This is a genomic window from Paraburkholderia sp. UYCP14C (assembly GCF_004197395.1).
In the GTDB taxonomy this organism is placed as follows: domain Bacteria; phylum Pseudomonadota; class Gammaproteobacteria; order Burkholderiales; family Burkholderiaceae; genus Paraburkholderia.
This window is the reverse complement of the sequence record NZ_SELS01000053.1, coordinates 39,490-64,468: the sequence shown is the minus strand read 5'-3', so window position 1 is coordinate 64,468 and position 24,979 is coordinate 39,490. Positions and strand designations below refer to the sequence as shown.

At 65.2% G+C, this 24,979-nt stretch carries 23 protein-coding genes and 2 pseudogenes; 15 read left to right on the top strand and 10 right to left on the bottom strand.

Features of this window, described 5'->3' with window-relative positions; all coding sequences use genetic code 11:
- Positions 1-162, top strand: a pseudogene (locus EVC45_RS33910) (threonine ammonia-lyase, biosynthetic); the annotation flags it as partial.
- Between the two features lie 254 nt (positions 163-416).
- Positions 417-1,604, top strand: a complete 1,188-nt coding sequence (locus EVC45_RS33905) for a 4-hydroxybenzoate 3-monooxygenase (protein WP_129962518.1) — start codon at positions 417-419, stop codon at positions 1,602-1,604.
- 23 nt (positions 1,605-1,627) lie between these two features.
- On the opposite strand, the gene EVC45_RS33900 is transcribed toward EVC45_RS33905, so the two are convergent.
- On the bottom strand, positions 1,628-2,518 hold the full coding sequence (locus EVC45_RS33900) for a helix-turn-helix domain-containing protein (protein WP_129962517.1): 891 nt from the start codon (positions 2,516-2,518) through the stop codon (positions 1,628-1,630).
- Between the two features lie 168 nt (positions 2,519-2,686).
- On the opposite strand from EVC45_RS33900, the gene EVC45_RS33895 reads away from it, so the two are divergent.
- The 5 genes from EVC45_RS33895 to EVC45_RS33875 all read left to right on the top strand — a co-directional run bounded on the left by EVC45_RS33895 (position 2,687) and on the right by EVC45_RS33875 (position 8,003).
- Entirely contained in the window at positions 2,687-3,580 is an 894-nt protein-coding gene (locus EVC45_RS33895; protein ID WP_373683102.1) for an SDR family NAD(P)-dependent oxidoreductase, read from the top strand.
- Positions 3,581-3,590: 10 nt separating this feature from the next.
- Positions 3,591-5,378: an FAD-dependent oxidoreductase gene (locus EVC45_RS33890; RefSeq protein ID WP_129962516.1), complete on the top strand. Its 1,788-nt coding sequence runs from the start codon at positions 3,591-3,593 to the stop codon at positions 5,376-5,378.
- Entirely contained in the window at positions 5,375-5,713 is a 339-nt protein-coding gene (locus EVC45_RS33885; protein ID WP_018417780.1) for an NIPSNAP family protein, read from the top strand. The genes EVC45_RS33890 and EVC45_RS33885 overlap by 4 nt, the downstream gene beginning before the upstream one ends.
- Before the next feature lie 25 nt (positions 5,714-5,738).
- The gene (locus EVC45_RS33880) at positions 5,739-6,503 is read left to right on the top strand and encodes a glucose 1-dehydrogenase (protein ID WP_129962515.1); all 765 of its coding nucleotides are present in this window, start codon (positions 5,739-5,741) and stop codon (positions 6,501-6,503) included.
- 117 nt (positions 6,504-6,620) lie between these two features.
- The gene (locus tag EVC45_RS33875; protein WP_129962514.1) at positions 6,621-8,003 is read left to right on the top strand and encodes an aromatic acid/H+ symport family MFS transporter; all 1,383 of its coding nucleotides are present in this window, start codon (positions 6,621-6,623) and stop codon (positions 8,001-8,003) included.
- 45 nt (positions 8,004-8,048) lie between these two features.
- On the opposite strand, the gene EVC45_RS33870 is transcribed toward EVC45_RS33875, so the two are convergent.
- The 5 genes and pseudogenes from EVC45_RS33870 to kduI form a co-directional block, all read right to left on the bottom strand.
- Entirely contained in the window at positions 8,049-8,297 is a 249-nt protein-coding gene (locus tag EVC45_RS33870) for a hypothetical protein (RefSeq protein ID WP_129962513.1), read from the bottom strand.
- 76 nt (positions 8,298-8,373) lie between these two features.
- Positions 8,374-8,751, bottom strand: a complete 378-nt coding sequence (locus tag EVC45_RS33865) for a hypothetical protein (RefSeq protein ID WP_129962512.1) — start codon at positions 8,749-8,751, stop codon at positions 8,374-8,376.
- A gap of 705 nt (positions 8,752-9,456) precedes the next feature.
- The gene (gene kdgR, locus EVC45_RS33860; protein ID WP_211193520.1) at positions 9,457-10,335 is read right to left on the bottom strand and encodes a DNA-binding transcriptional regulator KdgR; all 879 of its coding nucleotides are present in this window, start codon (positions 10,333-10,335) and stop codon (positions 9,457-9,459) included.
- 137 nt (positions 10,336-10,472) lie between these two features.
- Positions 10,473-11,243 (bottom strand): annotated as a pseudogene (gene kduD, locus EVC45_RS33855) (2-dehydro-3-deoxy-D-gluconate 5-dehydrogenase KduD).
- A gap of 6 nt (positions 11,244-11,249) precedes the next feature.
- Positions 11,250-12,086: a 5-dehydro-4-deoxy-D-glucuronate isomerase gene (gene kduI, locus EVC45_RS33850; protein WP_129962510.1), complete on the bottom strand. Its 837-nt coding sequence runs from the start codon at positions 12,084-12,086 to the stop codon at positions 11,250-11,252.
- Between the two features lie 294 nt (positions 12,087-12,380).
- Between kduI and kdgT the strand changes: the two genes are divergently transcribed.
- Positions 12,381-13,403 carry a 2-keto-3-deoxygluconate transporter gene (gene kdgT / locus EVC45_RS33845; RefSeq protein ID WP_129962509.1) on the top strand — a complete coding sequence of 341 codons (1,023 nt, stop codon included), beginning with the start codon at positions 12,381-12,383 and terminating at the stop codon, positions 13,401-13,403.
- Positions 13,404-13,434: 31 nt separating this feature from the next.
- On the opposite strand, the gene EVC45_RS33840 is transcribed toward kdgT, so the two are convergent.
- Positions 13,435-14,055 (bottom strand): GNAT family N-acetyltransferase, encoded by a 621-nt coding sequence (locus tag EVC45_RS33840; RefSeq protein WP_129962508.1) that lies wholly within the window; start codon positions 14,053-14,055, stop codon positions 13,435-13,437.
- A 121-nt stretch (positions 14,056-14,176) separates the two neighbouring features.
- Positions 14,177-15,622, bottom strand: a complete 1,446-nt coding sequence (locus EVC45_RS33835; RefSeq protein WP_129962507.1) for an NAD-dependent succinate-semialdehyde dehydrogenase — start codon at positions 15,620-15,622, stop codon at positions 14,177-14,179.
- Between the two features lie 293 nt (positions 15,623-15,915).
- Here EVC45_RS33835 and EVC45_RS33830 point away from each other — a divergent pair, with 293 nt between their 5' ends.
- The 5 genes from EVC45_RS33830 to EVC45_RS33805 all read left to right on the top strand — a co-directional run bounded on the left by EVC45_RS33830 (position 15,916) and on the right by EVC45_RS33805 (position 20,774).
- Positions 15,916-16,119, top strand: coding sequence for a cold-shock protein (locus tag EVC45_RS33830; RefSeq protein WP_007181784.1), 204 nt, complete (start codon positions 15,916-15,918; stop codon positions 16,117-16,119).
- 36 nt (positions 16,120-16,155) lie between these two features.
- On the top strand, positions 16,156-16,566 hold the full coding sequence (locus EVC45_RS33825) for a hypothetical protein (protein ID WP_129962506.1): 411 nt from the start codon (positions 16,156-16,158) through the stop codon (positions 16,564-16,566).
- Between the two features lie 386 nt (positions 16,567-16,952).
- Positions 16,953-18,374, top strand: a complete 1,422-nt coding sequence (gene hpnJ / locus EVC45_RS33820; RefSeq protein ID WP_129962505.1) for a hopanoid biosynthesis associated radical SAM protein HpnJ — start codon at positions 16,953-16,955, stop codon at positions 18,372-18,374.
- Complete coding sequence (gene hpnI / locus EVC45_RS33815; protein ID WP_129962504.1) at positions 18,371-19,531, top strand: bacteriohopanetetrol glucosamine biosynthesis glycosyltransferase HpnI; 1,161 nt, start codon at positions 18,371-18,373, stop codon at positions 19,529-19,531. Before hpnJ ends, hpnI (EVC45_RS33815) begins: the two co-directional genes overlap by 4 nt.
- 181 nt (positions 19,532-19,712) lie before the next feature.
- Positions 19,713-20,774 carry a lysylphosphatidylglycerol synthase domain-containing protein gene (locus EVC45_RS33805; protein ID WP_129962502.1) on the top strand — a complete coding sequence of 354 codons (1,062 nt, stop codon included), beginning with the start codon at positions 19,713-19,715 and terminating at the stop codon, positions 20,772-20,774.
- Positions 20,775-20,895: 121 nt separating this feature from the next.
- On the opposite strand, the gene EVC45_RS33800 is transcribed toward EVC45_RS33805, so the two are convergent.
- A complete protein-coding gene (locus EVC45_RS33800) occupies positions 20,896-22,299 on the bottom strand; it encodes an ATP-binding protein (RefSeq protein WP_129962501.1) in 1,404 nt (467 codons plus the stop codon).
- On the bottom strand, positions 22,296-22,955 hold the full coding sequence (locus EVC45_RS33795; RefSeq protein ID WP_129962500.1) for a response regulator: 660 nt from the start codon (positions 22,953-22,955) through the stop codon (positions 22,296-22,298). Before EVC45_RS33795 ends, EVC45_RS33800 begins: the two co-directional genes overlap by 4 nt.
- A gap of 384 nt (positions 22,956-23,339) precedes the next feature.
- Here EVC45_RS33795 and EVC45_RS33790 point away from each other — a divergent pair, with 384 nt between their 5' ends.
- Both EVC45_RS33790 and hpnI (EVC45_RS33785) read left to right on the top strand, forming a co-directional pair.
- A complete protein-coding gene (locus EVC45_RS33790; protein WP_129962499.1) occupies positions 23,340-23,690 on the top strand; it encodes a hypothetical protein in 351 nt (116 codons plus the stop codon).
- Between the two features lie 19 nt (positions 23,691-23,709).
- Entirely contained in the window at positions 23,710-24,975 is a 1,266-nt protein-coding gene (gene hpnI / locus EVC45_RS33785; protein ID WP_129962498.1) for a bacteriohopanetetrol glucosamine biosynthesis glycosyltransferase HpnI, read from the top strand.
- Positions 24,976-24,979: the final 4 nt, after the last annotated feature.

Below are 24,979 nucleotides of genomic sequence, written 5' to 3'. Positions count from 1 at the left end.
CTGTTCCACTATCGCAACCAGGGCGCGGACTATAGCTCGATTCTGGTCGGCATTCAGGTGCCCGAGAGCGATCACGCCGCGTTCGAGCGCTTCATCGAAACGCTCGGCTATCCGTGCTGGGAAGAGACAAAAAATCCTGTCTACCGGCTGTTTCTTGGCTAGTTAGGCCTCGTTCAGCAGATCGGGGTTTACCTGAGGGAAGGCCGCGCCGCCAAAACGAGCCGGACGTCGTCCAAATCGCCGCTAAGCCGTGCCAGCATTGCGTTTCCGGCCGACGCAACCGCCCCGCACACAGTCCCGGCTAATACCTTCTATCTCGTAGCGCGATACGACCTATCCGCCATATCGCGTTGCGGGATAGCTGTCGCGATCGTCAAACTGAGCGCAAATCTCATCACCGCATTCAGGAGACATATATGCGCACCCAAGTCGGCATCATCGGTGCAGGGCCCGCTGGCCTGCTTCTTTCCCATCTGCTTCATCTGCGTGGCATTGACTCGGTCGTGCTCGAAACGCGCACACGCGACCAGATCGAATCGACGATTCGCGCCGGCGTGCTCGAGCAGGGCACGATGGACCTGCTGACGCAGACCGGTGTCGGCGAGCGCATGAAAGCCGAGGGCGCGCTGCATCATGGTTTCGAACTCGCGTTCGAAGGCAAGCGCCGCCGCATCGATCTGACCGAACTCACCGGTCATGCGATCACGGTCTACGCCCAGCACGAAGTGATCAAGGATCTCGTGGCGGCACGCGTCGCCGCGGGCGCCGAGTTGCGTTTCGGCGTATCGGATACGTCGGTCCACGGCATCGATACGGACACGCCGTCGATCCGTTATCGCCACGAAGGCGCGGAGCACGAACTGCAATGCGACTTCGTGATCGGCTGCGACGGCTCGCAAGGCGTGTCGCGTCAGGCGATTCCGCAGGCGCTGCGCAAGGATTTCGAGCGCGTCTATCCGTTTGGCTGGTTCGGCATTCTGTGCGAAGGCCCGCCGTCGTCGGACGAACTGATCTACGCGCGCCACGAGCGCGGCTTTGCGCTGATCAGCACGCGCTCGCAGAACGTGCAGCGCATGTATTTCCAGTGCGACCCGAAGGACTCGGTCGAGAACTGGTCCGACGATCGCATCTGGGCCGAGCTGCACGCGCGCGCCGATTCGGATGAGGGGCACAAGATCGTCGACGGCAAGATTTTCCAGAAGAACATCGTCGGCATGCGCAGCTTCGTGTCGACCACGATGCAGCACGGCCGCCTGTTCCTCGCTGGCGACGCCGCGCATATCGTGCCGCCGACCGGCGCGAAGGGCATGAATCTCGCGGTCGCCGACGTCAACGTGCTCAGCAAGGCGCTCGACGCGTTCTACAAGGAAAACCGCACCGATCTGCTCGACCGCTACAGCGAAACCGCGCTCAAGCGCATCTGGCGCGCCGAGCACTTCTCGTACTGGATGACCAGCATGCTGCATCGTATCGAAGGCGCTTCGGCGTTCGAGCAGCAGTTGCAAGTTGCGGAACTCGAGTACGTGACGACGTCGCGCACCGCCGCGACGGTGCTGGCTGAGAACTACGTCGGCGTCGCCGGCGCGCAGATGCAAGGTCTGTAAATCACGCGAGACGATCGGGACCGCTAATTGATCGACAGGTCCCGATGCGCGGCCGCCTGGAAGTCCTTGGGCGTGACGCCGGTCTGCTTGCGGAAATAGCGGCTGAAATAGGCCGCATCTTCGAAACCGAGCGCATGCGCGATCTGTTTGATGCTCGAACCCGAGTACACCAGATCGCGCTGCGCCTCGCGTATCAACTGGTCGTTGACGAGCGACAGCGGCGAATGGCCAAGCTCTTCACGACAGATGCGGCCCAGTTGCGCCGCGGTCACCCCCAGTTTTTCCGCGTAAAAATCGATTGGATGATGCTCGCGCACGTGCGCGGCGATCAGTTCACGCAGCCGTTTGATCTGCGCGGCGCGCCGATCATTGACGGATGCGCCGGTGCTCGACGCGGCATCGGTCAGACGCGCGACCTGCACAAAAAGTGCAATCATCAGCGACATGCCCGCGGCGATATGACCGCGCGCGCTGCCGCGAAATTCCTGCTCCAGCAACCCGAATAACGGCATCAACGTGCGTTCGCCGATGGCGGGCCGCACGGGAATCAGCGCGGGCCGCTGCAGCACCGGCACGAGGCCCGGCGACACCGCTTTCGAAATCGACTCCAGCGCACGCTGCGCAGCGGTAATCACGAGCCCGTCGATTTCCGGCGAAAACACGAAACCATGCACCGTTTGCGCCGGAATCAGGATCAGGCATGGCGCCTCGATCGCGAGCTTTTCGCTTTCGATCAGCACGTGGCCCGAACCGCTGCGGATATAGAGGATCTGCAGCAACGCATCGTGGCGGTGCGCGGAGATATGCCAGTCGTTAGGACGGCTGCGCTCGGCGATCCATTCGAAATTGAACGCGTCGTACCACGGCGGCCGCGCGGACTCTCCATACAGATCGTAGTTAGGGATATTCCTCATGCGGTTTTGTCTCCTATGTTCGAATTGTCCTGCGATGCGCTGCCTTTGTCCAATTTCGTCGCGAACCGCGTGGCTATACTTTTTTCCATCGGAGGCGCGGTCGAATGACGCAGTTGGGTGAAGACAGCCAACCTGAGTTTCGCCGCGATCGTGAACATGGAGATTGGGATGACTAAACAAATGAATCATCAGGAAGATCGACGCGACACACACGGCGACGCGCGACACTGGCTCGGGCTCGAAGGCAGCATCTGCGTCGTGAGCGGCGCGGCGGGCGGCATCGGTAGTGCGATTGCTCAGGTGTTGGGCGCTGCTGGCGCACGCGTGGCGCTGCTCGATCGCGATGAGCAGAAGTGCCGTGACGTCGCGCAAGCGCTGAATGCAAGCGGTGTCGAAGCGCTGGCGCTCGGCTGCGATATCGGCGACATCGATAGCGTGCGCGGCGCGGTGTCCGAGGTCGAAGCGCGCCTCGGCGTCGCCGATGTGCTCGTGAACAATGCGGGCCTGTTGCGGCCGGGCGGCATCGAAGAGATTGGACTCGATGCGTGGAATGCGATGCTGCGCGTGAACCTCACCGGCTACATGCTGTGCTCGCAGCAATTCGGTCAGCGCATGTTGAAGCGCGGCGCTGGCGCAATCGTGCATGTCGCGTCGGTGGCCGCGCATCATCCGCAGACCTATAGCGGCGCCTACAGCGCAGGCAAGGCCGGCGTCACGATGCTGTCGAAGCAGATCGCGGCGGAGTGGGGCCCGCGCGGCATCCGCAGCAATACCGTGTGCCCAGGCATGATCCGCACACCGCTGTCGGCGGCGTTCTACGAGCACGGCGATATCGAACGCCGGCGCAGCGCGATGACGGCGAGCCGGCGGATCGGCGAGCCGAACGATATCGCCGATGTCGTCGCGTTTCTCGCGAGCGAACGCGCCGCGTATGTGAACGGCACCGAAGTGGTCGTCGATGGCGGCCTCGAAAGCATGCTGATGGATCTCGTGCCGCGTCCCGGCTTCGAAGCCAACCAGGCCACCCAGGCCGCCGAAGCGGGCCGTCAGGTCCGCGCGTAAGGAGACCATCATGACTAACCCAACACGCGGCGCGGCGCTCACCTGCGACGTACTCGTCATCGGTTCGGGCGCGGGCGGGCTGTCGACCGCGATCACCGCGCGCAAGCACGGCCTCGATGTCGTCGTGATCGAAAAGGAGCCGTTCTTCGGCGGCACGACCGCATTCTCGGGCGGCGTGCTGTGGATTCCGGGCAACCGTCACGCCCGCAGCAACGGCGTCAGCGATACGCGCGAAGCGGCGCTGACCTACATGCGCAATGAAACCGGCGCGTGCTTCGATGCCGCCGCCGTCGACGCGTTTCTCGACACCGGGCCGGAGATGCTCGACTTCTTCGAGCGCGAGACCACCGTCAAATTCGTGCCGACGCTGTATCCCGACTATCACCCGGATGTGAAAGGAGGTGTCGACATCGGCCGCTCGGTCGTCGCCGCGCCGTTCGATGCGCGCGCGCTGGGCAAGGACATCACGAGGCTGCGGCCGCCGCTGAAGACGATTACGTTCATCGGCATGATGTTCAATTCGTCGAACGCGGACCTGAAGCACTTCTTCAACGCGACGCGTTCGCTCACCTCCGCGCTGTACGTCGCGAAGCGGCTCGCGAGCCATCTGAAGGATCTTGCGCTGTACCGGCGCGGCGTGCAGATCACGAGCGGTAATGCGCTCGCCGCGCGGCTCGCGAAGTCTGCGCTCGATCTCGGCGTTCCGATCCATACGAACACGGCCGCGCGTGAGCTGAGCGTGACGAACGGCAGCGTGACCGGTGCGCTCGTCGCGGGACCGGAAGGCGAGATGCGCATCGTCGCACGACGCGGCGTGGTGCTCGCATGCGGCGGCTTTTCGCATGACGTCGCGCGGATCGCACGCGCGTATCCGCATGTGCGGCGCGGTGGGGAACACGTGTCGCCGGTGCCGCGCGGCAATACCGGCGACGGCGTTGACATGGCCGAACGTCTCGGCGCGCAGGTGGCGATCCGTTATCCGCAGCCCGCCGCCTGGATGCCGGTGTCGCGCGTGCCGATGAGCGACGGCAGCGTCGGCGTGTTTCCGCATCTGGTGGACCGCTACAAGCCCGGCGTGATCGGCGTGACGCGCGCGGGCAAGCGCTTCACCAACGAAGCGAATTCGTACCACGACGTGGGGGCCGCGATGATCGAAGCCTGCGCGAACGAACGCGAGACCGCGATGTGGCTGATCTGCGATCACGCGACGATCCGCAAATACGGGCTTGGGTTTGCGAAGCCGGCGCCGGTGCCGCTCGGCCCGCTTCTGCGCAACGGCTATCTGCAGAAGGGCCGCACGCTCGCTGAACTCGCGCGCAACGCGGGTCTCGACGGCGCGGCGCTCGAAGCGACCGTGAAGCGCTACAACGCCGACGCGGCGCGTGGTGAAGATCGCGAGTTCGGCCGCGGCACGACGTCGTTCAACCGCTATCTGGCGGACCCGGAGCACAAGCCGAACCCGTGCGTCGCGCCGATCGGCGACGGTCCGTACTACGCGCTGAAGGTCGTGATGGGCGATCTCGGCACCTTCGACGGCATCACGACGAACGTCACCGGCGAGGTGCTCGACGCGAAAGGTGCGCCGATCGACGGACTGTACGCGGTCGGCAACGATCGCGCGAGCGTGATGGGCGGCAACTATCCGGGTGCGGGCATCACCCTCGGGCCGATCATGACATTCGGCTATCTCACCGGCCGCCATCTCGCCGGCGTGAGCGTGAAGCGTGCAAGTACCGCAACCAACCCGAATCACGCGGACACCCGCGCATCCGAAACCGTATTGAGGACCGGCACATGAGCCAGGGCAAACCTTTCGTCGATCATCGCATCTACACGATCCGTCCGCGCGGCATGGCGGAGTTCATCGACGTCTTCGACCGGCTCGCGATGCCGATTCAGCTCAAGTATCTGGGCGCGCCCGTCGGCTTTTATATGAGCGATATCGGCGCGCTGAACCAGGTCGTGCATCTGTGGGGCTACGAGAGCATCGGCGACTACGATCAGCGCCGCACCGCGCGCGATGCCGATCCCGAATGGCCCGCGTATCTGCAGGCGTCCGCGCATCTGATCGTCGCGCAGGAAAGCCGCATCATCAGGCGCGTCGACTTCAGGACGCTGACGATGCTGCGCTAGGCGCAACTTCGACGAGGAGACGGGCATGAACGAACGGACAGCACGCGTCGCCATCGTGACCGGTGGTGCGAACGGTATCGGCTGGGCTTGCGCGCAACGTTTCGCGCGCGACGGCTACCGCGTGGTCATCGCCGATCTGAATGCACAACGGGCACGCGAACGCGCGCACGAACTCGGTGCCGCGCACCTGGGCATCGGCGCGGACGTCGCCGTCGAAGCCGACGTGCGCGCGTTGATCGACGCTTGCGTCGAACGCTATGGGAGGCTCGACGTGCTCGTCAACAACGCGGGCAATGGCGATCAGCCGTACCCGACCATCGAGCAGAACGTCGATGCGTTCGACCGGCTGCTCGGCATTCACCTGCGCGGCACGTTCGTCGCGTGTCGCGAAGCCGGCCGCGTGATGCTCGCGCAGCGCAGCGGCGCAATCGTGAACCTCGGCTCGATTGCGGGGCTTGCGGGCATTCCGGCACGCAATGCGTACGGCGCGGCCAAGGCCGGGATCGTCGCGATGACGCGTTCGCTCGCCTGCGAATGGGCGCGCGACGGCATTCGCGTGAACGCGGTCGCCCCCGGCTACGTCGCGACCGAGCTCGTCGAAACGCTCGAACGCAACGGCCAGATGAACGTGCGTTCGATCGAGAAGCGCACACCGATGGGCCGTCTTGCGCGCCCCGAAGAAATCGCCTACGCGATCGGCTTTCTCGCGTCGGACGCGGCCAGCTATATCACCGGCACGGTGCTGGGCGTCGATGGCGGCTGGCACGCGTACGGCGCGGCAGGCGACTAGGCATGCATCGCTTCGTGCGGGCACACGACCGTGCGTTGAATCGCAATTCGAACAATAAGAAAACACCTCGTCATTTCAAGGAGACATCGCAATGAACCAGCTGGCAGGAGCACGCACATGAGCCGCTCCGAACGCAATGTAGACGTGCAGGCCTTTATCGACGGCGAGCGCTTCTCGCCGTTTCAATGGACGATTCTGGTGCTGTGCTTTCTGGTCGTCGCGGCCGACGGTTTCGACACCGCCGCGGTCGGCTTCATCGCGCCGTCGCTCGTGCAGCAGTGGGGCATCGCGCGCAGCGCGCTCGGCCCGGTGATGAGCGCGGCGCTGGTGGGACTCGGCATCGGCGCGCTCGCGGCCGGCCCCTGCGCGGACCGGGTCGGACGCAAGACGGTGCTGGTGCTGTCGGTGTTCTTCTTCGGGCTGTGGAGTCTCGCGGCGGCCCGCGCGACCTCGATCGAATCGCTGACGCTGCTGCGCTTTTTCACCGGCCTCGGTCTCGGCGCGGCGATGCCCAACGCGGTCACGCTGATGTCCGAGTACGCACCCGCGAGGATTCGCGCGGTGGCGGTCAATGCGATGTTCTGCGGCTTCTCAGGTGGCCTCGCGATCGGCGGCCTTGCGTCCGCGTGGCTGATTCCGCACTTCGGCTGGCCGAGCGTGCTGGTCGCGGGCGGCGCCGGTCCGCTCGTGTTGAGCGTGCTGCTGATCCTGCTGCTGCCGGAATCGGCGCAATTCCTCGCGGTGCGCAAGCGGGCCGATCAACGGATCGCGCGAATCCTGCAACGCATCGCGCCGCGCGAGCGCTTCGACGGATGCCGCTTCGTCGCGCTCGACGCGCGCCGCGATACGGGCGACACACGCTCGCAATGGGCGCTCGCGATCATCCTGTCGGCGCGCTACCGCTTCGGCACACTGATGCTGTGGCTCGCCTATTTCATGGGACTGCTGATCTATTATCTGCTGACCAACTGGCTGCCGACGCTGTTCAAGGACACCGGCTTCTCCGGCGAGAAGGCCGCGTTGATGACCTCGCTGTTTCCGCTCGGCGGCATCCTCGGCAATCTGTGCGTCGGCTGGGTGATGGATCGCTTCGCCGGGCATCGCGTGATCGCGCTCACCTATGTCCTCGTCGGCGCGCTCGTGTTGCTGGTGGGGCAGGGTGTCGGCCATCAGGTCTGGCTCGGCACGCTGATCTTTCTGACCGGCTCGGTCGTCACCAGCGCGGTCACGTCGATGTCGGCGCTCGCGGCGAGCTATTACCCGACCCGGGCGCGCGCGACGGGCGTGGCGTGGATGCTGGGAATCGGCCGTGTCGGCGGCGTGGCGGGCGCGCTCGTCGGTGCGGCGTTGATGGGGCTCGGCTGGCAGTTCGGCTCGGTGTTCAGCCTGCTCGCGGTGCCGGCCGCGATTGCGGCGGGCGGGGTGGTGCTGATGATGCGGCGCGTGCCGCTCGATCACGCCTCGGCCGATGAAAACGTCGGCGCCATAGTGATCGAATGAGCGCGGTGTCGGGCGTGCCGCTGCGCCCAAAACGCGCGCGACCGCTCAGGGCGTGCGCATTAACGCCATTTCATTGTGCAGCAGCGCGAGCAATTCGGCGTCGGTTGGCCGCGTGCCCCAGTGGCGCGCGCCGGCCACCGACGCGATCGCCATCCACGAATGCGGTGGAAACCATTCGCGCACCAGCGTGCCGTCCTGGCGCAGGCACAACTGGCCGGTCAACTCGCTGTATTCGGCACAGATGTGCGCGCCGTCGACCTGCGCCGAGACTCGTCTCGGATCGTTGCGTAGCATGTCGTCGCTCCTGTTAGAGGGGGTGGCGAGAATGCAAGCGCGACACGGTGGCGCGATGAACGCCACCTGCCGTCCGTCAGTCGTCGTGGCCGCGGTCGTCGTGACGATGACCGTGCCAGCCGTTGTCGTGCCACTCGCCGTGCGGGCCGCGTGCATCACGCCATTCATCGTGATGACGTTCCCAATCGCGACGGTCCCAATAGCGACGACCGTCGTAATAGCGCTCGCCGTACCAGCCCGGCGCGATGACGACCGCGGGCGGCGGAGGCGCATACACGGGCGCGGGCTGCACGTAGACGGGCGGCGGAGCCTCGACCACGGCCGGCGCGTACGCGATGCCCGGCACGCCGATGTTCACGCCGACATCGACGTGCGCGAAAGCGGCCGTCGATGCGACGATCGCGAGACCCGCGACGACGCTCGACGATACCCAGCGGTTGCGTGAAAGACTCATGATTATTCTCTGTGTGGATGTCTGTGATGGAGGGGCGAGCCGGACGCGCACCTACTGCTGCGCGTGATGGCCCGATCAATAGCGTTCGTAGTAGTGGTCGTGATGCGGATGATCGTCGGGGACCACGATGCAGCCGCTCAACGCGCCGCCCAGCGTGGCGGCAAGAATGACCAATGCGAGAATTTTTTTCATGATGCTGCTCCCTGAATTCCGTGATGCCGGCGCCTGTCGTGCGACGCGTTTCATGTGAACGGCTTTCGTTTGAACCGAACTCTACTGAGCGGCGCGATTTCGGGTGTGTTTGTGTGTAACAGGACGTGTCGATTCGGGCTCGCGTCCATGCGGCCAGGCGAGTGCGATAAACAAATAGGGCAGGCGCCTTGGGTTAGGGGGCGAATCGCCGGGCGATCGTCAGGGGTGCGGGCAAACCCTTGAAGGCGCTATGAAAAAAACCGCATTCGAAGGCAGACGATGCAGGGATATGAGGCCACGCCTCGGCGCCTCGATTGCTGAAAAAAGAAGCGAATCGAATTTTGGCTTATGTATCCGGCGCAGATACATTCGGTTGCAGACTGGGGAAGAAGCCGGGTAGTGCGCGCGTGATGGTAAGACGCCACATCGGTAGCGTCATCAGCTTGTCTTAAGCTTCGGTGGGGTAACTAAAGACCCATTGCGGACGCATTGCGCGCTCCGCGCGCGCACAACCTACTGCGCGGCCGCGGGCTCCGGCGCGGTCGCTTCGCGATAGCCGAGCCGCGTCGAAATCGCGAGACCGGCCTCTTTGAGCAGCGCGACGTAGTGCTGCTTCGTGTCGGCACCGCAGCGCATCGTCGGAAACGAAATCGACAGACCGGCGATCACGCGGCCGAAGCGGTCGAACACGGGCACCGCGATGCATTGCAGGCCTTCTTCCTGCTCCTCGTTGTCCTCGCCGTAGCCCTGCTCGCGTACGTGCGGCAGGATGCTCAATACCGCTGCGGCGCAGGTCAGCGTCTTTTGCGTCGACTTGCGAAACTCGATGTGCGACAGCACGTCACGCGCGTCGGCCGGGTCCATCCACGCGAGCAGCACCTTGCCGATCGCCGTGCTATGCAGCGGATTGCGCCGGCCGATCCGCGACTGCATGCGCAGCCCGTAGTCGGCGTCGATCTTGTGGATGTAGATGATCGCGTCGTCGTCGAACGCGCCAAGGTGTACCGCTTCGCGCGTCATCTGGCCGATGCGGCGCATGTCGATGTCGGCCTCGCGCACCAGATCCACGCTTTCGAGCGCTTTCGCGCCGAGCTCGAACAGACGGATCGTCAACCGATAGCGCTCGGTTTCGACCTCCTGGGTCACGTAGCCGAGCGCCTTCAGTGTTTGAATCACACGATGCACGGTAGTCTTCGACATGCCGAGCCGTTGCGACAGCTCGCTGACGCCGATCTGTCCGGTGTCGCCGATCGCGCCGAGAATCGCAAACACGCGCCCGATCGACGACGCCGATTCGCCTCGCTCACCGCCGTCCGCATCGAGCGACACTGCGTCGGCGGGTTCCTTGCGAGCTTTGCCGCGAGTCTTGTCGAGCGTCTTGTCGTGCGCCATGTTCCTGGGTGTTCCCGTTGCCGCCATGTCCGTGATTTCCTGTCTGGGCCAAGCCGCGCCGCTACCTCTTTGAGCCGATGCTCACCGGCGCGAGAGCATAGCGCGTCGCGCGCGCTCGTGGCGAACTCGTGCGGTTCCTAGCGCGCGAGCCAGCCGCCATCCACCGCCAGTGTATGCCCGTGCACGTAGTCCGACGCCGACGACGCGAGAAAAACCACAGGCCCCGCGAGATCGTCGGGCACGCCCCAGCGGCCGGCCGGAATGCGGCCGAGGATCTCTTCGTTACGCTGCGCGTCGTCGCGCAGCGCGGCGGTGTTCGCGGTCGCCATATAGCCGGGCGCGATCGCGTTCACGTTGATGCGCCGCGCCGCTCATTCGTTGGCGAGCAGTCGCGTAAGACCGAGCACGCCGCTTTTCGACGCGGTGTACGACGCCACGCGAATGCCGCCCTGGAACGACAGCATCGACGCGACGTTGATGATCTTGCCGCCGCTTTGCTGCCGCACGAACTGACGCGCCGCGGACTGCGACAGGAAGAACAGGCTCTTCAGGTTCACGTCCATCACCGCGTCCCAGTCGTCTTCGCCGAACTCGAGCGCGTCTTCGCGACGGATGATGCCCGCGTTGTTGACCAGCACGTCGATGCGGCCGAACGCTTCGACCGCTGCGCGCACGATGTCGTCGACCGATGCGCTCGACGCGAGATCGGCGCGCACGTCGGCGAAGCGGCGTCCGAGCGCGTCGACGCGCGCGGCGGTCGTGCCGGTGTCCGCGCGACTGACGCCGACGATGTCGCAGCCGGCCGCGGCGAGCGCGACCGCCATGCCGGCGCCTAGTCCGGTGTTGCTGCCGGTCACGATGGCGACCTTGCCGGTCAGATCGAAAGTGTTCACTGTGTTCGGGCTCATGGTCGCTCAGCGCAGCTCGCGCACCGCGAGATGGTCCATGTCGCCGAACACCTGGTTCTCGCCGACCATGCCCCAGATGAACGTGTACGCGCGTGTGCCGACGCCCGAATGAATCGACCAGCTCGGCGAATTCACCGCCTGCTCGTTGCGCACGACGATATGCCGCGTTTCGTGCGGCTCGCCCATCATGTGGAAGACGGCGGCGTCGTCGGCGACGTTGAAGTAGAAATACACCTCCATGCGGCGCTCGTGCGTGTGGCAGGGCATCGTGTTCCACAGGCTGCCGGGTTCGAGCTTCGTCATGCCCATCGACAGCTGGCAGGTGGGCAGCACGTCGGGCACGATGAACTTGTAAATGGTGCGGCGGTTGCTCGCGGCCGGATCGCCGAGCGTTTCGGGCGTCGCCTGACCGAGCGAGATCGTGCGGGTCGGATAGGTGGCGTGCGCGGGGGCGCAGTTCAGATAGAAATTCGCCGGCTCGCTGGCGTCGGCGCTGCCGAACGCGACCGCCTGTGCACCCTTGCCGATATAGATCGCCTCTTCGTGGCGCACCGTGTAACGCGTGCCGTCGACGTCGACCCAGCCGTCGCCGCCGATGTTGATCGCGCCGAGTTCGCGCCGCTCGAGTAGATAGTTGACGCCGATCGCCTTGCCAAGCGAGCCCGGCACTTCGACCGCGCGCTCGACCGGCCAAACGCCACCGACGATGATCCGGTCGATATGGCTATACGTGAGCTTCAACGCATCGCGCTCGAAGATCTGCTCGACCAGAAACTCGCGGCGCAAGCCGGTGGTGCCGAGCGTCTTCGCGTATTCGCTGTTGATGGCCTGTCTCACGTCCATTGATCGTTCTCCTGTCGGTATGCGCGGCGCCGCACCGCCTTGCCTTGTGTCCGAGACTGTAACGCAGAATCACAATTTCGGAACGCCGGTCCGAAAGAGTTGCGAGGCGCGATTGCGGCGGGCAACGCGTAGCGCGAACGAGCGGGTAAACGATAGCCGGGTTTGAGAAATAAAACGGAACGACGTTCCTTTCACGATGCTATATTGCGCCGGACAGGGAGAGCCCGGCGCAGAACGGGACACCAACGCGGGTCATTGGCCCGTCAACGGGACGTCACCGTCCATGGAGGAGGCATGAAGATCAAGAAGGCCATCGACCGCATTCCCGGCGGTCTGATGCTGGTGCCGTTGCTGCTCGGCGCCTGTGTGCATACGTTCGCGCCGGGCGCGGGCAAATACTTCGGCTCGTTCACCAACGGGCTGATTACCGGCACCGTGCCGATCCTCGCGGTGTGGTTCTTCTGCATGGGCGCGACGATCGATCTGCGGGCAACCGGCACCGTGCTGTGCAAGTCGGGCACGCTGCTCGCCACCAAGATGCTGGTCGCGTGGATCGTCACGCTGATCGCGGCGCGCTTCATTCCGGTCGACGGCGTCAAGACCGGGTTGTTCGCGGGGCTGTCGATGCTCGCGATCACCACCTCGATGGACATGACCAACGGCGGTCTCTACGCAGCCGTGATGCAACAGTACGGCACGAAGGAAGAGGCGGGCGCGTTCGTGCTGATGTCGGTCGAATCGGGGCCGCTGATCAGCATGATCATTCTGGGCGCGACGGGTGTCGCGTTCTTCGAGCCGCGGCTGTTCGCCGGCGCGGTGCTGCCGTTTCTGATCGGCTTTGCGCTCGGCAACTTCGATAGCGATCTGCGCGAGCTGTTCGGCCGCTGCGTGCATCCGCTGATTCCGTTTTTCGGCTTTGCGCTCGGCAACGGCATCGATCTGAACGTGATCGTCACGAGCGGGCTGCCGGGCATCGTGCTGGGGCTTGGCGTGATCGTCGTGACCGGTATTCCGCTGATCCTTGCCGATCGCTGGATCGCCGGCGGCAATGGCGCGGCGGGGCTGGCGGCGTCGTCGACGGCGGGGGCCGCGGTCGCGAATCCGGCGATCATTGCCGACATGATTCCGAGCTTCAAACCGCTGGTGCCGGCCGCGACCGCGATGGTCGCCACCGCCTGCCTCGTGACCGCGATTCTGGTGCCGATCCTCACGGCGCTGTGGGTGCGCCGGCATCAGGCGCGCGACGTGCTGCACGAGGAGTTCGCGGCGGCCACGCAGACCGCGCCGCTCAATGAGCAGCGCGATGCGCATGTTTGAATGAATCAATAGAGGGAAGCTGGCGCGCCGCTCAGCGCGCCAGCTTCGCTTCGAGCATCGCTTTCACCGCCGGCCATTCGTCGTCGATGATGCTAAAGCGCACCGAGTTGCGCTTGCGCCCATCGGGCATGATCCGCTCGTGCCGCACGATGCCTTCCTGCTGCGCGCCGATGCGCAGAATCGCCGCGCGCGATTTGTCGTTGAGCTCGTCGGTCGTGAATTGCACGCGCACGCAGCGCATCACGTCGAACGCGTGGCACAGCAGCAGATACTTCGCCTCGGTGTTCACGGCCGAGCGCTGCGCCGATGCGGCGAGCCACGTATGGCCGATTTCGAGCTTGCGGTTCACGCGATCGATTTTCCAGAACCGCGTGCTGCCGACGATCCGGCCAGCGCCGTGATTCCCATCATCCCCGTCGCGCCGCACGATCACGAACGGCATCACCTTGCCGGCCGCGCGGCCGGCCAGCGCGGTGGCGATATAGCGATCGATCGTCGCCGGGCCCGGCACGACGGTCAGCTTCATGTCCCACAACTGCCCGTCGGCGGCGGCATCGACGAGCGCCTGCGCGTGCTCCTCGCGCAGCGGCCGCAACTCGACGAACGTGCCGCTCAGCGTGGGTTGCATCGATTCGGTTGGAATCTCGTTCATGGCAATAAAAAAGGTCCGCGAGCGCAAGACTCGCGGACCTGGCAGATCGGTTGACCCGCGCTCTGGAACGACGCGAGCGGCGAACTCGCGGCGTCGTTCCTGTAGCGCGTGGTTGGCTTGATTAAACCGACATCACCGTGACCGCCTTGGTGACGAGGTAGGCTTCCATCGCTTCCGGACCGCCTTCCGAGCCGTAGCCGGAATCCTTGACGCCGCCGAACGGCATTTCCGGCGTCGGCGTGGCGGGCTGGTTGATCCACAGCATGCCGACTTCCATGCGCTGCGACAGCAGATGCACGTTGGCGAACGACTTCGTATACGCGTAGCCGGCGAGGCCGAACGGCAGACGGTTCGCTTCGGCGATCGCTTCTTCGAGCTTGTCGAAGCCGCGGATCGCGGCGACCGGGCCGAACGGCTCGTTGTTGAACACGTCGGCTTCGAGCGGCACGTCGGTCAGCACGGTGGCCGCGAAGAAGTTGCCTTCGGTACCAACGCGCTCGCCGCCCGTCGCGACCTTTGCGCCGGTCTTGCGGGCGTCTTCCACGACCTTGGCCATCGCGGTCAGGCGGCGCGCGTTGGCGAGCGGCCCGAGCGTCGTGCCTTCGGCGAGACCGTCGCCGAGCTTCAGGCTTTCAGCGTGCTTGACGAGCGCCGTGGCGAATTCTTCGCGGATGCTGTTGTGCACGAGGAAACGCGTCGGCGAGATGCAGACCTGGCCCGCGTTGCGGAACTTCGCGGCGCCGGCTGCCTTGACCGCGAGCGCGACGTCGGCGTCTTCCGCGACGATCACCGGGGCGTGGCCGCCCAATTCCATGGTGGCGCGCTTCATGTGCGAGCCGGCCAGCGCGGCGAGCTGCTTGCCGACCGGCGTCGAGCCCGTGAACGTGACCTTGCGGATCACCGGATGCGGGATCAGGTAGCTCGAAATCTCAGCCGGATCGCCGAACACGAGGCCGACCGTGCCGGCCGGCACGCCGGCTTCGACGAACGCTTGCAGCAGCGCCGCCGGCGACGCCGGGGTTTCTTCCGGCGCCTTGACGAGGAACGAGCATCCGCAGGCGAGCGCCGCCGACAGCTTGCGCACGACCTGGTTGACCGGGAAGTTCCACGGCGTGAACGCCGCGACCGGGCCGATCGGCTCCTTGAGCACCTGCGACTGCGCGGCGAGGTTGCGCGACGGCACGATGCGGCCGTACACGCGGCGGCCTTCGTCCGCGAACCATTCGATGATGTCCGCGGCCGCCAGCACTTCGACGCGCGCCTCGGCGAACGGCTTGCCCTGTTCCTGCGTCATCAGGCGGGCGATGTCGGAAGCGCGCTCGCGCACGAGGGCACCAGCCTTGCGCATGATGGTGGCGCGCTCGTGGGCCGTCACCTTGCGCCAGGCTTCGAAGCCGCGCTGCGCGGCTTCGAGCGCGCGGTCGAGATCGGCGATGCCGGCATGCGCGACTTTGCCGATGGCCTGGCCGGTGGCCGGATTGATGACGTCGAGGGTCTTGCCGCTGGCGGCGTCGCACCATTCGCCGTTGATCAGAAGACGGGTATCGGTATAGCTCGAGATGGCCATGCTGGGTTCCTGAGAGAGGGAAAACAACTGGCCGCGCGGTCGTGCGGCACGAGGCGACACACCTGCGCGGCCATGAATGAATTGCCGAATCTATTTATCTTATCTGATTGCGGGAAATCGCACCGGGCGCGGGCCGCGAGCGCCCCGGCGCGGCATGCGGCTTGCTGGGGCTTGGCACCGGAGCGACTTTGCGGGTTGCACCGGTGCGCCGCGTCCGCGCTACACTAAAGGCCCGCGGGACGCAGCGCGTCATCCATTCAACGGCTGCTACAGCGCATCACGAGGACATCGACATGCCAACCGGAACAGTGAAATGGTTCAACGACGCGAAGGGCTTCGGCTTCATCACCCCCGATGACGGCGGCGAAGATCTGTTCGCCCATTTTTCGGAGATTCGATCCGAAGGTTTCAAGTCGTTGCAGGAAAACCAGAAAGTCAGCTTCGAAATCAAGCAGGGGCCGAAAGGCAAACAGGCGGCCGACATCAAGCCCGTGTGACGCCGCCAGGGCGGCTCATCCGCATGCGAGGTATCTATGGATAAGGACGCCGCCTACGCGGAGATCGAGCGCAATGGCGGCGCCACCTATGCGAAAAATTTCGCCGCGCGCTATCCCGACGAACCGCTGAGCCCGTTCTGTCATCGCTACCTGTTCGAACAGACTCAGCGCGATGAAGCGGAGCACGAGGCGGCCGCCGCCACGCGCGACGACGAGCGCGGTTTCGCGCTGAGGTCGCTCGCGCGCATGGAGGCGTCGTCGCATATCGCGCAGGCGGCGGCGAGCGCATCGCGCGACGCCGCTACGGCCGCCCACATCTCGTCGCGCTCGGCGCGCCGCTCGGCCTTCTGGACCATGATCGCCGCGCTCGCATCGGCGCTCGGCGTAGTGGTAAACGCGGCTCTCAATCTCGGCTGGCTCGAGTGGGCGAGGCATATCGCGCGATAAGCGCCACTTAAGACCGTGCGTGTGTGAAATGTGCGTGAAAGCTGCCGTGAGAAGGGGCGTCCGCGGGGCGCGCCGGCACATCGCGCGAGAACCTTTCTATTTACCACACCGATACGACATCGATGCCACACGACTATACGACTGGGTCGATCGCAATAAATCGTTCCATAAGAGCATGCCGCGCGCGGCCTGAACGCAGTATTATTCTTCAGGTTTCCTTCAGCTTTGCTCCGTACTATTTGCGCCACTGCCCGTGGCCTTTCCGGACCGCGGCCGCCGCTACGTGCATGTCGAGCGCAGGCTTTCTCGATCTGCATTCGGGCAATGGAACAGATAGATTCCCGACTGAAAACCGAAAGCGCCTATAAAGGCTTGCTGGAGCATCCATGAAAACCCTGTTCTTGCAGGCGCCGTCGTACGACGGCTTCGATGGTGGCGCGGGTTCGCGTTATCAGGCCAAGCGTGAAGTTCGCTCGTTCTGGTATCCGACGTGGCTCGCACAACCTGCCTCACTCGTTCCCGATAGCCGCGTGCTCGACGCCACGGCAGACGGCCTGTCCGTCGAAGCCGCACTCGACATCGCCATACAATACGAGCTGGTGGTGATTCACACCAGCACGCCATCCTTCCCGACCGACGCACTGTTCGCCCAGGACCTCAAGAAGCGCAAGCCGTCGCTGCTGATCGGCATGGTCGGCGCGAAGGTCGCGGTCGATCCGCACAATTCACTGACCGCGACCGAGGCAATCGACTTCGTGTGTCGCGAGGAATTCGATTACACCTGCAAGGAAATCGCCGAAGGCAAGCCGTTCGCGCAGATCCTGGGCTTGAGCTATCGCGCGCCCGACGGCTCGATCGAGCACAACGAAGCGCGCCCGATCCTCGAGAACATGGACGAGCTGCCGTTCGTCGCACCGATCTACAAGCGCGATCTGACGATCAAGAACTACTTCAACGGCTACCTGAAGCATCCGTACGTGTCGCTGTACACCGGCCGCGGCTGCCGCTCGAAGTGCACGTTCTGCCTGTGGCCGCAAACGGTCGGCGGCCATCGCTATCGGGTGCGTTCGGTCGAGAACGTGCTCGAGGAAGTCAAGTGGATCCGCGACAACATGCCTGAAGTCAAGGAGATCATGTTCGACGACGACACGTTCACCGACTTCAAGCCGCGCGCCGAAGAAATCGCGCGAGGCATGGGCAAGCTGGGCGTCACGTGGTCGTGCAACGCGAAGGCCAACGTGCCTTACTCGACGCTGAAGATCATGAAGGACAACGGCCTGCGCCTGCTGCTGGTCGGCTACGAATCGGGCGACGACCAGATCCTGCTGAACGTCAAGAAGGGCCTGCGCACGGACATCGCGCGGCGCTTCGCGCAGGACTGCCGCACGCTCGGCATCAAGGTGCATGGCACCTTCATTCTTGGCCTGCCGGGCGAGACGCCGGAAACGATCCAGAAGACCATCGAGTACGCGAAGGAAATCAATCCGCTCACCATCCAGGTGTCGCTAGCCGCGCCGTACCCGGGCACCACGCTCTATAACCAGGCGGTCGAAAACGGCTGGCTCGCGGAGAACAAGGTGATCAATCTCGTCAGCAAGGAAGGCGTGCAGCTGGCGGCGATCGGTTACCCGCATCTTTCGCGCGACGAGATGTACCACCAGCTCGAAAACTTCTATAAGCGCTTTTATTTCCGGCCGTCGAAGATCTGGGAAATTCTGCGCGAAATGCTGACGAGCTGGGACATGATGAAACGGCGCCTGCGCGAAGGCGTCGAATTTTTCCGCTTCCTGCGCGCGCACGAGGCGTGAGCGCCGCGCACCTCGCCGCCGTCGCGCTCGCTTATGCGTGCGCGGCGGCGACCGTTGTCGGCATCGGCTACACCGTGCTCGCGAGCGCGCTGATCGGGCGCTTCTTCGCGGGGACGGCGGCCGAACCCTCCAGCTTTCCACCCATTACGGTTATCAAGCCGTTGCATGGCAACGAGTGGGCATTGCTCGACAATCTGTCGAGCTTCTGCGCACAAGATTACCCAGGGCCCGTGCAATTCGTGTTCGGCGTGCACGACTCCGCCGACCCCGCGCTGCGAACCGTCGACGAGCTGCGGCGTCTGCATCCGCAGGCGGACATCACCGTGGTCGCCGATGCGCGTCTGTACGGCCCGAACCGCAAGATCAGCAACATCCTCAACATGCTGCCGCAGGCGCGCCACGACGTGCTCGTGTTCGCCGACAGCGACGTGTGGGTCGGTCCCGACTATCTGCGCAACGTGATCGGCGAGTTGGAGAAACCGGGCGTCGGGCTCGTCACCTGCGCGTATCGCGGGCAGCCCGATCCGGGCTTCTGGCCGCGGCTGTCGGCGATCGCGACCAACTACCAGTTCCTGCCGGGCGTCGTCACCGGTCTCGCGCTCGGGCTCGCGCGGCCGTGCTTCGGCCAGACCATCGCGATGCGGCGCGACACCTATGAGCGGATCGGCGGCTTCAAGCCGTTCGTGCAGCATCTGGCCGAGGACTACGAGATCGGCGCGGCGGTGCGCGCGGCGGGCGAGCAGGTCGCGATTCCGCCGTTCGCGATCGCGCATGCGTGTGTCGAAGCGAGCGCGGCGCAGCTCGTGACGCACGAGCTGCGCTGGAGCCGCACGATTCGCCGCATCGACCCGCTCGGACATCTCGGCACGGCGCTCGTGCATCCGTTGCCGTTCGCGCTGCTTGCGCTCGCGTGCTCGGGCGGCGCAGCGTGGGCGTGGGGGCTCGTCGCGGTGGCGATGCTCGCGCGTCTGGCGTTGAAGTGGCGCGCGGATCGGGCGTTGCGCCAGCGCTGCAGCGATCTGTGGCTCTTGCCGTTATGGGATATCGTATCGTTTGCGATTTTCGTCGCGAGCTTCCGCTCATCGCGGGTGATCTGGCGGGGCTTCAGCTTCAAGGTCGACGGCGATGGGCTGCTGTCGGCGGCGCAGGACGAATGACGAACGAACGGCAGATTGGGCAGGCAATGATTGAAGAAGGTTTGAGCGGGCGTAATGGGAGCGCCCTGGAGACGCACGGCGGCACCCCGGCGGACCGGGCGGCGGTGCGCACGGCCAGGCATGCCGTGGCACGCCGCGTGCGGCGCAGCACGAATACCAGGGTCGTATGCGAGGTGCCCGCATGATGAAGCATCTGGGCCGCGCGGCTGCGCTCGCGGGCTTGCTCATCTCGTTGTGGCTCGTCTGGCGCGAGGATCCGCGCGCGGTGTTCAGCGCGTTGCGCGCGGCCGGCGGGGGCCTCGTGCTAGCCGCGTTCGCGCACGTGCTGCCGATGATCGCCAACGCCTGCGACTGGCGCTCGCTGATTCGCGGCGCGAACCGCCCCAGCTTCGGCAAGATGATGCATCTGGTGTGGGTGCGCGAATCGGTCAACTGCATGTTGCCGGTCGCGCGGATCGGCGGCGAACTCGTGTCGTTCCGAATGTTCAAGCGCTGGGGCGTCAGGTCGTCGACGGCGGTGGCCAGCACCATCGTCGACATGCAGCTGACGGTGATCAGCCAGCTGATGTTCACGATGGTCGGCATTGGTTTTCTGTTCGCCAATGCGCAATCGGGCGCGCTGCGCCTCGCCGGGCAGCTCGCGTGGGGCGTGGTCGCGTTGACGCCGGTGCTGCTGCTGTTCGGGCTCGTGCAACATGCGAATCCGTTCGAGCGCATCACGCGTGTGGCGAACCGCGTGACGAGCGGCAAGCTCACCGCGCTGGTCGGCCAGTCCGCGCAGATCGACCAGTCGATCAAGGTGATCTGGCGCCGCCGCGCAGTCGTGCTGCGCTATCTGTTCTTCTGGCAGCCGCTGCAATGCGTGCTGACCTCGCTGGAAATCTGGCTAGCACTGTATTTCCTCGGCGCGCGCGTGACGCTCGTCGAGGCGGTCGTGATCGAATCGCTGATCCAGGCGGTCAGCAGCGCCGCGTTTTTCGTGCCGGGCGGTCTTGGCGTGCAGGAGGGCGCTTTCGTGCTGATTGGCGGCGCGCTGGGGCTCGACCCCGCCACCTGTCTCGCGCTCGCGGCCGCGCGACGGATTCGCGATCTGCTGATGTTCGTGCCGGGCCTGATCGCGTGGCAGCTGTTCGAGGCGTCCGGTAGCGCGCGGCCCCATGCGACGCCGCACGGCGTGCGCGCCGAACTGGCCGAGCAGCGTTCGGGCGTCGCTGACGTGAACCGGCGCGGCGAGCGGCGCTGAGCGTTCGGGGCAGGTGGTTTGCCGCTCGCCCTTTCCCGCTCACCTTTGCCTCGGAAAAATACCTGAAGCGCGACGCGTCTTCGACGCGCTCGCGGCACGCGTTTAGCGTCGCCAAGCGCCTTCAGCGCGTCGCACGATAGGCCGGAAACGACACCCGCACCGCAAGCCCCTGGTTGCCGATCCCGGCGCCCAGTTGCAGACTCGCGCCGAAATGCTCGGCGATCCGCGCAACGATCGACAAACCCAGCCCGCTACCGGTCGCCTGATTGCCCGTCGCGCGGAAAAAGCGGTTCGTGAGCCGCGCGAGATCGTCCGGCGCGACACCGGGGCCGTCGTCGCGCACGGTCAACTGCACGTGCTCGTCGTCGTGGCGCACCGCGACTTCGATATTGCCGCCGGTGCGTCCGTACTTGATCGCGTTGTCGAGCAGATTGTCGAGCAGGATGCCGATCAGCACCGGCTCCGCATTGATTTCGGCGACCATGTCGCCGACCAGCATCACGTTGATGTGCTTCTGCTGCGCATTGCGCCGGTTCGCGAGCAGCGCGTCTTTCGCGATCGCCGCCGGCCTCAGCGGCTCGATGGGCAGCTTCTCCTGTACGTCGAGCCGAGCGAGCAGCAGCAACTGCTCGGCGAGCCGCGCGCTGCGATCGACGCCTTGCACCACGCGCTCCATCGCGAGCCGCTGCAGCGCGACGTCGGGTTCGGCGAGCGCGACCTGCGCCTGAACCTTGATCGCGGCGAGCGGCGTCTTCAGTTCGTGCGCGGCATCGGCGGTGAAGGCGCGCTCGAGTTCGAGCGCATGGTGCAGACGCGCGAGCACCTGGTTGATCGCATCGACGAGCGGGCGCACCTCGAGCGGCGCGCGGCCGATGTCGACCGGCTCCAGGCGGTTGATGTCGCGCGAGCGGATGGCGGCCGACAGCACCTTCAGCGGCCCGAGACTCCAGCCGATGCTGAACCACACGAGCAGCGCGAGCACCGGCAGCGCGATCAGCGTGGGCCGTGCGATGCGGCTCGCGACACCGCTCACCAGGTCGCTGCGGGTGTTGGCCGGTTCGAACACGCGCACGCTGTGACCGAGCGCGGTTTCGCGCAACGTGAACGAGTGATAAAGCTGGCCGCCGAGCGTGACGTCCTGCGCGCCGCTCGCGGGCGGCAACGGCAAATCCCACACACCCAGCGCGTGCAGCTGCGGGCTGCCCGCCAGGATGACGCCGTTGGCCGCGCGTACCTGGAAGAAGGCGTCGCGCGGCAGCGCGTCGTCGTCGTCGAGGTCGTTCGCGCCGGGCTCGCCGGCTTTCTCTTCTTCGCGCACGTCGATGCGCGCATTGGCGAGCGTCGTCAGATTGGTCGAATCGAGCAGCGCGAGCATCTGCGCGAGCTCGGCGAGACGCGCGACTTCCCATTCGGCGACTTCATGGGTCGCCTGCCGGTAGCTCGACATGAGCGCGCCGCCCCATACGATCACGATGCTCGCGAGCACGAGCAGTACGAGGCGCCGCCGAATCGACGGGCCGATCATTCTTTCTCCATCACATAGCCGATGTTGCGCACGGTCCTGATCAGGCTAGGGCCGAGCTTCTTGCGCAGGTTCGACACGTGCACCTCGATCGCATTGCTTTCGATTTCTTCCTGCCAGCCGTAGAGGCTTTCTTCGAGCCGCGAGCGCGACTGCGGAATGCCGAGATTCGTCAACAGTTGCAGCAGAATCGCCCATTCGCGCGAGGTAAGCGGCACCCGCACGTCGTCGATATGCACCGTTTGCGCGGCCGGATTCACTGTCAGATTCTGGTAACGAATCAGATCGATACTGCGACCTTGTGCGCGCCGCAACAGCGCGCGGCACCGCGCGACCAGCTCGGTGAGATCGAACGGCTTGCCGAGATAATCGTCGGCGCCCGCTTCGAGACCGCCGACCCGGTCGACGACCGTGCCTTTCGCGGTCAACACCAGCACCGGCACGTCATTGCCGGCGTCGCGCACGCGTTTGAGCAGCTCCGTGCCGCTCACGCGCGGCAGGCCGAGGTCGAGCACCACCAATGCATATTGAGTCGTGTCGAGCGCGAGGCTGGCCTTGTGGCCGTCGCGTGCCCAGTCGACCGTGAAGCCGGCCTGACGCAGGCCCGCTTCGACACCGCAGCCGATGAGCTCGTCGTCTTCTACGAGGAGTAAGCGCATGAGGCATTTTTTCCATTGTGGGGTTTTATTGCATAACGTCCTGCAGTTTTATGCAAGCAACATTGATGCAAATCTACGAACAATCTGGCGCGTTCCGAAGTGTAACCACGCCGTTCGTTAGCCGCTTTATGCCATGCGCCTGCTTAAGGTTTCCTTCAGCTTGAATCGATACCATCGACGCGCTATAAAATGGTCGTCGCAGATCGTGATGCGTGTGCGAGTCCATGTCGCCGTCAGACCTTCGCAACCTGATCGTAAGGACTTCGATGGACCGACGCGCGAGGCATTCTTTTTGCTGGTCGGTGGCGTCAACGGACGGTATCGACGAGTCCCGCCCAATACCCAGTATCCGGTCAGGCCGCAAGGCCGCGCACGAGTCAGGTTATGAAGCGAGTCACCATCGACATGCTACGAGCCCATTTGCTGGTCGCGTCTCTGACGGCGGCAGGCACTGAAGCGCTGCTGTGCATCGCGCTGCCGGTACTGCCGGTCTCTGACGCATTTTTCGCCTCCGCATCGTTCAGGCTATTCGCGCTCGCGCTGATCATCGGCGGTGTGGTGATCGCGCGCGAATTTGCCGAGGTTGCGTTCGAGGGCGCGGTGCGAAGCGACTACGCGATTCACGCTGCTCGCGGCGCCTCGCCGGCCATGATCGCAGCGAACTGTCCGCGCCGTTGGCTCGTCGTGCTCCATCTGCGCCTCACGGGCCAACCGTTCGTGCTGGCCGAGCACTGACGGACACGGACGGCACACAATGGCGGCGCACGCGTTGATTGCATTCCAGTGGCTCCTGTTAGCCGGTTGCATTAGCGCTTCGATCTACACGGTAGCCGCCGCGCTCGCCATGCCGTTTTTCACGGCGCGGCATAAATCGAACCATCACGGCGGCAGGGCCGTCAATCGCGCGCTCGGCCGTTCGCTGCTGGATTCGCTCAATGACCCGGTCGAGCCGTTCGCGCAGGTCGGTGTCAGCGTGCTCAAACCGCTGTGCGGCGCCGAGCCGCGCCTCTACGAAAATCTGCGAACCTTCTGCGAGCAGCGCCATCAGCATTTTCAGCTGGTGCTGGGCGTGTCGTCGCCGCACGATCCCGCCATCGCGGTGGTGCGCCGTTTGCAGGCCGCCTATCCGCAGTGCGACATCGAGCTGGCGATCGACACGCGCGTGCACGGCAGCAATCTGAAAGTCAGCAACCTGATCAACATGGCCGCGCGCGCACGCCACGAGGTGATCGTGATCGCCGACAGCGACATCGCGGTCGACTCCGACTATCTCGACAGCGTGGCGGCGCCGCTCGCGGACCCGCACGTCGGCGTGGTCACGTGCCTGTACGTCGCGCGCGGCGTCGGCGGCTTCTGGCCGCGCGTCGGTGCGCTGTTCATCAACGAGTGGTTCGCGCCCTCGGTGCGGGTCGCCCACGCAATGGGCTCGCGCCGCTTCGGTTTCGGCGCGACGCTCGCGTTGCGGCGCGCCACTCTCGAGCGCATCGGGGGCTTCGAGGCGCTGAAAAACTGCCTCGCCGACGACTACTGGCTCGCCGAGCACGTGCGCGCGCTCGGTCTGCAAACGGTGCTGTCGCGCGTGATGGTCGCCACCGACGTGATCGAGCCGACCTTCGCGGCACTGTGGCAGCGCGAAACGCGCTGGCTGCGCACGATCCGCTCGGTCAATCCGCCGGGTTTCGTGTCGCTGCTGATCACGTTCCCCACACCGTGGTTGTTGACGAGCGCGTGGCTGACCGCGTCCCTCGCGACGTGTGCTCACGCGCCGTTCGCGGCGGTGGTCGCGAGCGCGTCGGCCACCGCGCTCTGTGTGGGCGCACGCCTGCTGCTGCATCTGCGCGCCGCGCGCCGCGCGCGCACGTTCTGGCGCGATCTGCCGCTCGTGCCGTTGCGCGATACGCTGCTCGCGCTCCAGTGGCTCGTCAGCGCGTTCGGTTCGCACGTCGTGTGGCGCGGCGAGCGCATGCAGCTCGGCACGCCGCCCGCCGAGCGCAGCGGCCGGCTGGACAGCCTCACGTGATGGA

Bases quoted from the DNA above. Each gene is read 5' to 3' on its own strand.
- EVC45_RS33905 (WP_129962518.1), top strand. From the start codon at position 417: ATGCGCACCCAAGTCGGCATCATCGGTGCAGGGCCCGCTGGCCTGCTT.
- EVC45_RS33900 (WP_129962517.1), bottom strand. From the start codon at position 2,518: ATGAGGAATATCCCTAACTACGATCTGTATGGAGAGTCCGCGCGGCCG.
- EVC45_RS33895 (WP_373683102.1), top strand. From the start codon at position 2,687: ATGACTAAACAAATGAATCATCAGGAAGATCGACGCGACACACACGGC.
- EVC45_RS33890 (WP_129962516.1), top strand. From the start codon at position 3,591: ATGACTAACCCAACACGCGGCGCGGCGCTCACCTGCGACGTACTCGTC.
- EVC45_RS33885 (WP_018417780.1), top strand. From the start codon at position 5,375: ATGAGCCAGGGCAAACCTTTCGTCGATCATCGCATCTACACGATCCGT.
- EVC45_RS33880 (WP_129962515.1), top strand. From the start codon at position 5,739: ATGAACGAACGGACAGCACGCGTCGCCATCGTGACCGGTGGTGCGAAC.
- EVC45_RS33875 (WP_129962514.1), top strand. From the start codon at position 6,621: ATGAGCCGCTCCGAACGCAATGTAGACGTGCAGGCCTTTATCGACGGC.
- EVC45_RS33870 (WP_129962513.1), bottom strand. From the start codon at position 8,297: ATGCTACGCAACGATCCGAGACGAGTCTCGGCGCAGGTCGACGGCGCG.
- EVC45_RS33865 (WP_129962512.1), bottom strand. From the start codon at position 8,751: ATGAGTCTTTCACGCAACCGCTGGGTATCGTCGAGCGTCGTCGCGGGT.
- kdgR (WP_211193520.1), bottom strand. From the start codon at position 10,335: ATGGCGCACGACAAGACGCTCGACAAGACTCGCGGCAAAGCTCGCAAG.
- kduI (WP_129962510.1), bottom strand. From the start codon at position 12,086: ATGGACGTGAGACAGGCCATCAACAGCGAATACGCGAAGACGCTCGGC.
- kdgT (WP_129962509.1), top strand. From the start codon at position 12,381: ATGAAGATCAAGAAGGCCATCGACCGCATTCCCGGCGGTCTGATGCTG.
- EVC45_RS33840 (WP_129962508.1), bottom strand. From the start codon at position 14,055: ATGAACGAGATTCCAACCGAATCGATGCAACCCACGCTGAGCGGCACG.
- EVC45_RS33835 (WP_129962507.1), bottom strand. From the start codon at position 15,622: ATGGCCATCTCGAGCTATACCGATACCCGTCTTCTGATCAACGGCGAA.
- EVC45_RS33830 (WP_007181784.1), top strand. From the start codon at position 15,916: ATGCCAACCGGAACAGTGAAATGGTTCAACGACGCGAAGGGCTTCGGC.
- EVC45_RS33825 (WP_129962506.1), top strand. From the start codon at position 16,156: ATGGATAAGGACGCCGCCTACGCGGAGATCGAGCGCAATGGCGGCGCC.
- hpnJ (WP_129962505.1), top strand. From the start codon at position 16,953: ATGAAAACCCTGTTCTTGCAGGCGCCGTCGTACGACGGCTTCGATGGT.
- EVC45_RS33805 (WP_129962502.1), top strand. From the start codon at position 19,713: ATGATGAAGCATCTGGGCCGCGCGGCTGCGCTCGCGGGCTTGCTCATC.
- EVC45_RS33800 (WP_129962501.1), bottom strand. From the start codon at position 22,299: ATGATCGGCCCGTCGATTCGGCGGCGCCTCGTACTGCTCGTGCTCGCG.
- EVC45_RS33795 (WP_129962500.1), bottom strand. From the start codon at position 22,955: ATGCGCTTACTCCTCGTAGAAGACGACGAGCTCATCGGCTGCGGTGTC.
- EVC45_RS33790 (WP_129962499.1), top strand. From the start codon at position 23,340: ATGAAGCGAGTCACCATCGACATGCTACGAGCCCATTTGCTGGTCGCG.
- hpnI (WP_129962498.1), top strand. From the start codon at position 23,710: ATGGCGGCGCACGCGTTGATTGCATTCCAGTGGCTCCTGTTAGCCGGT.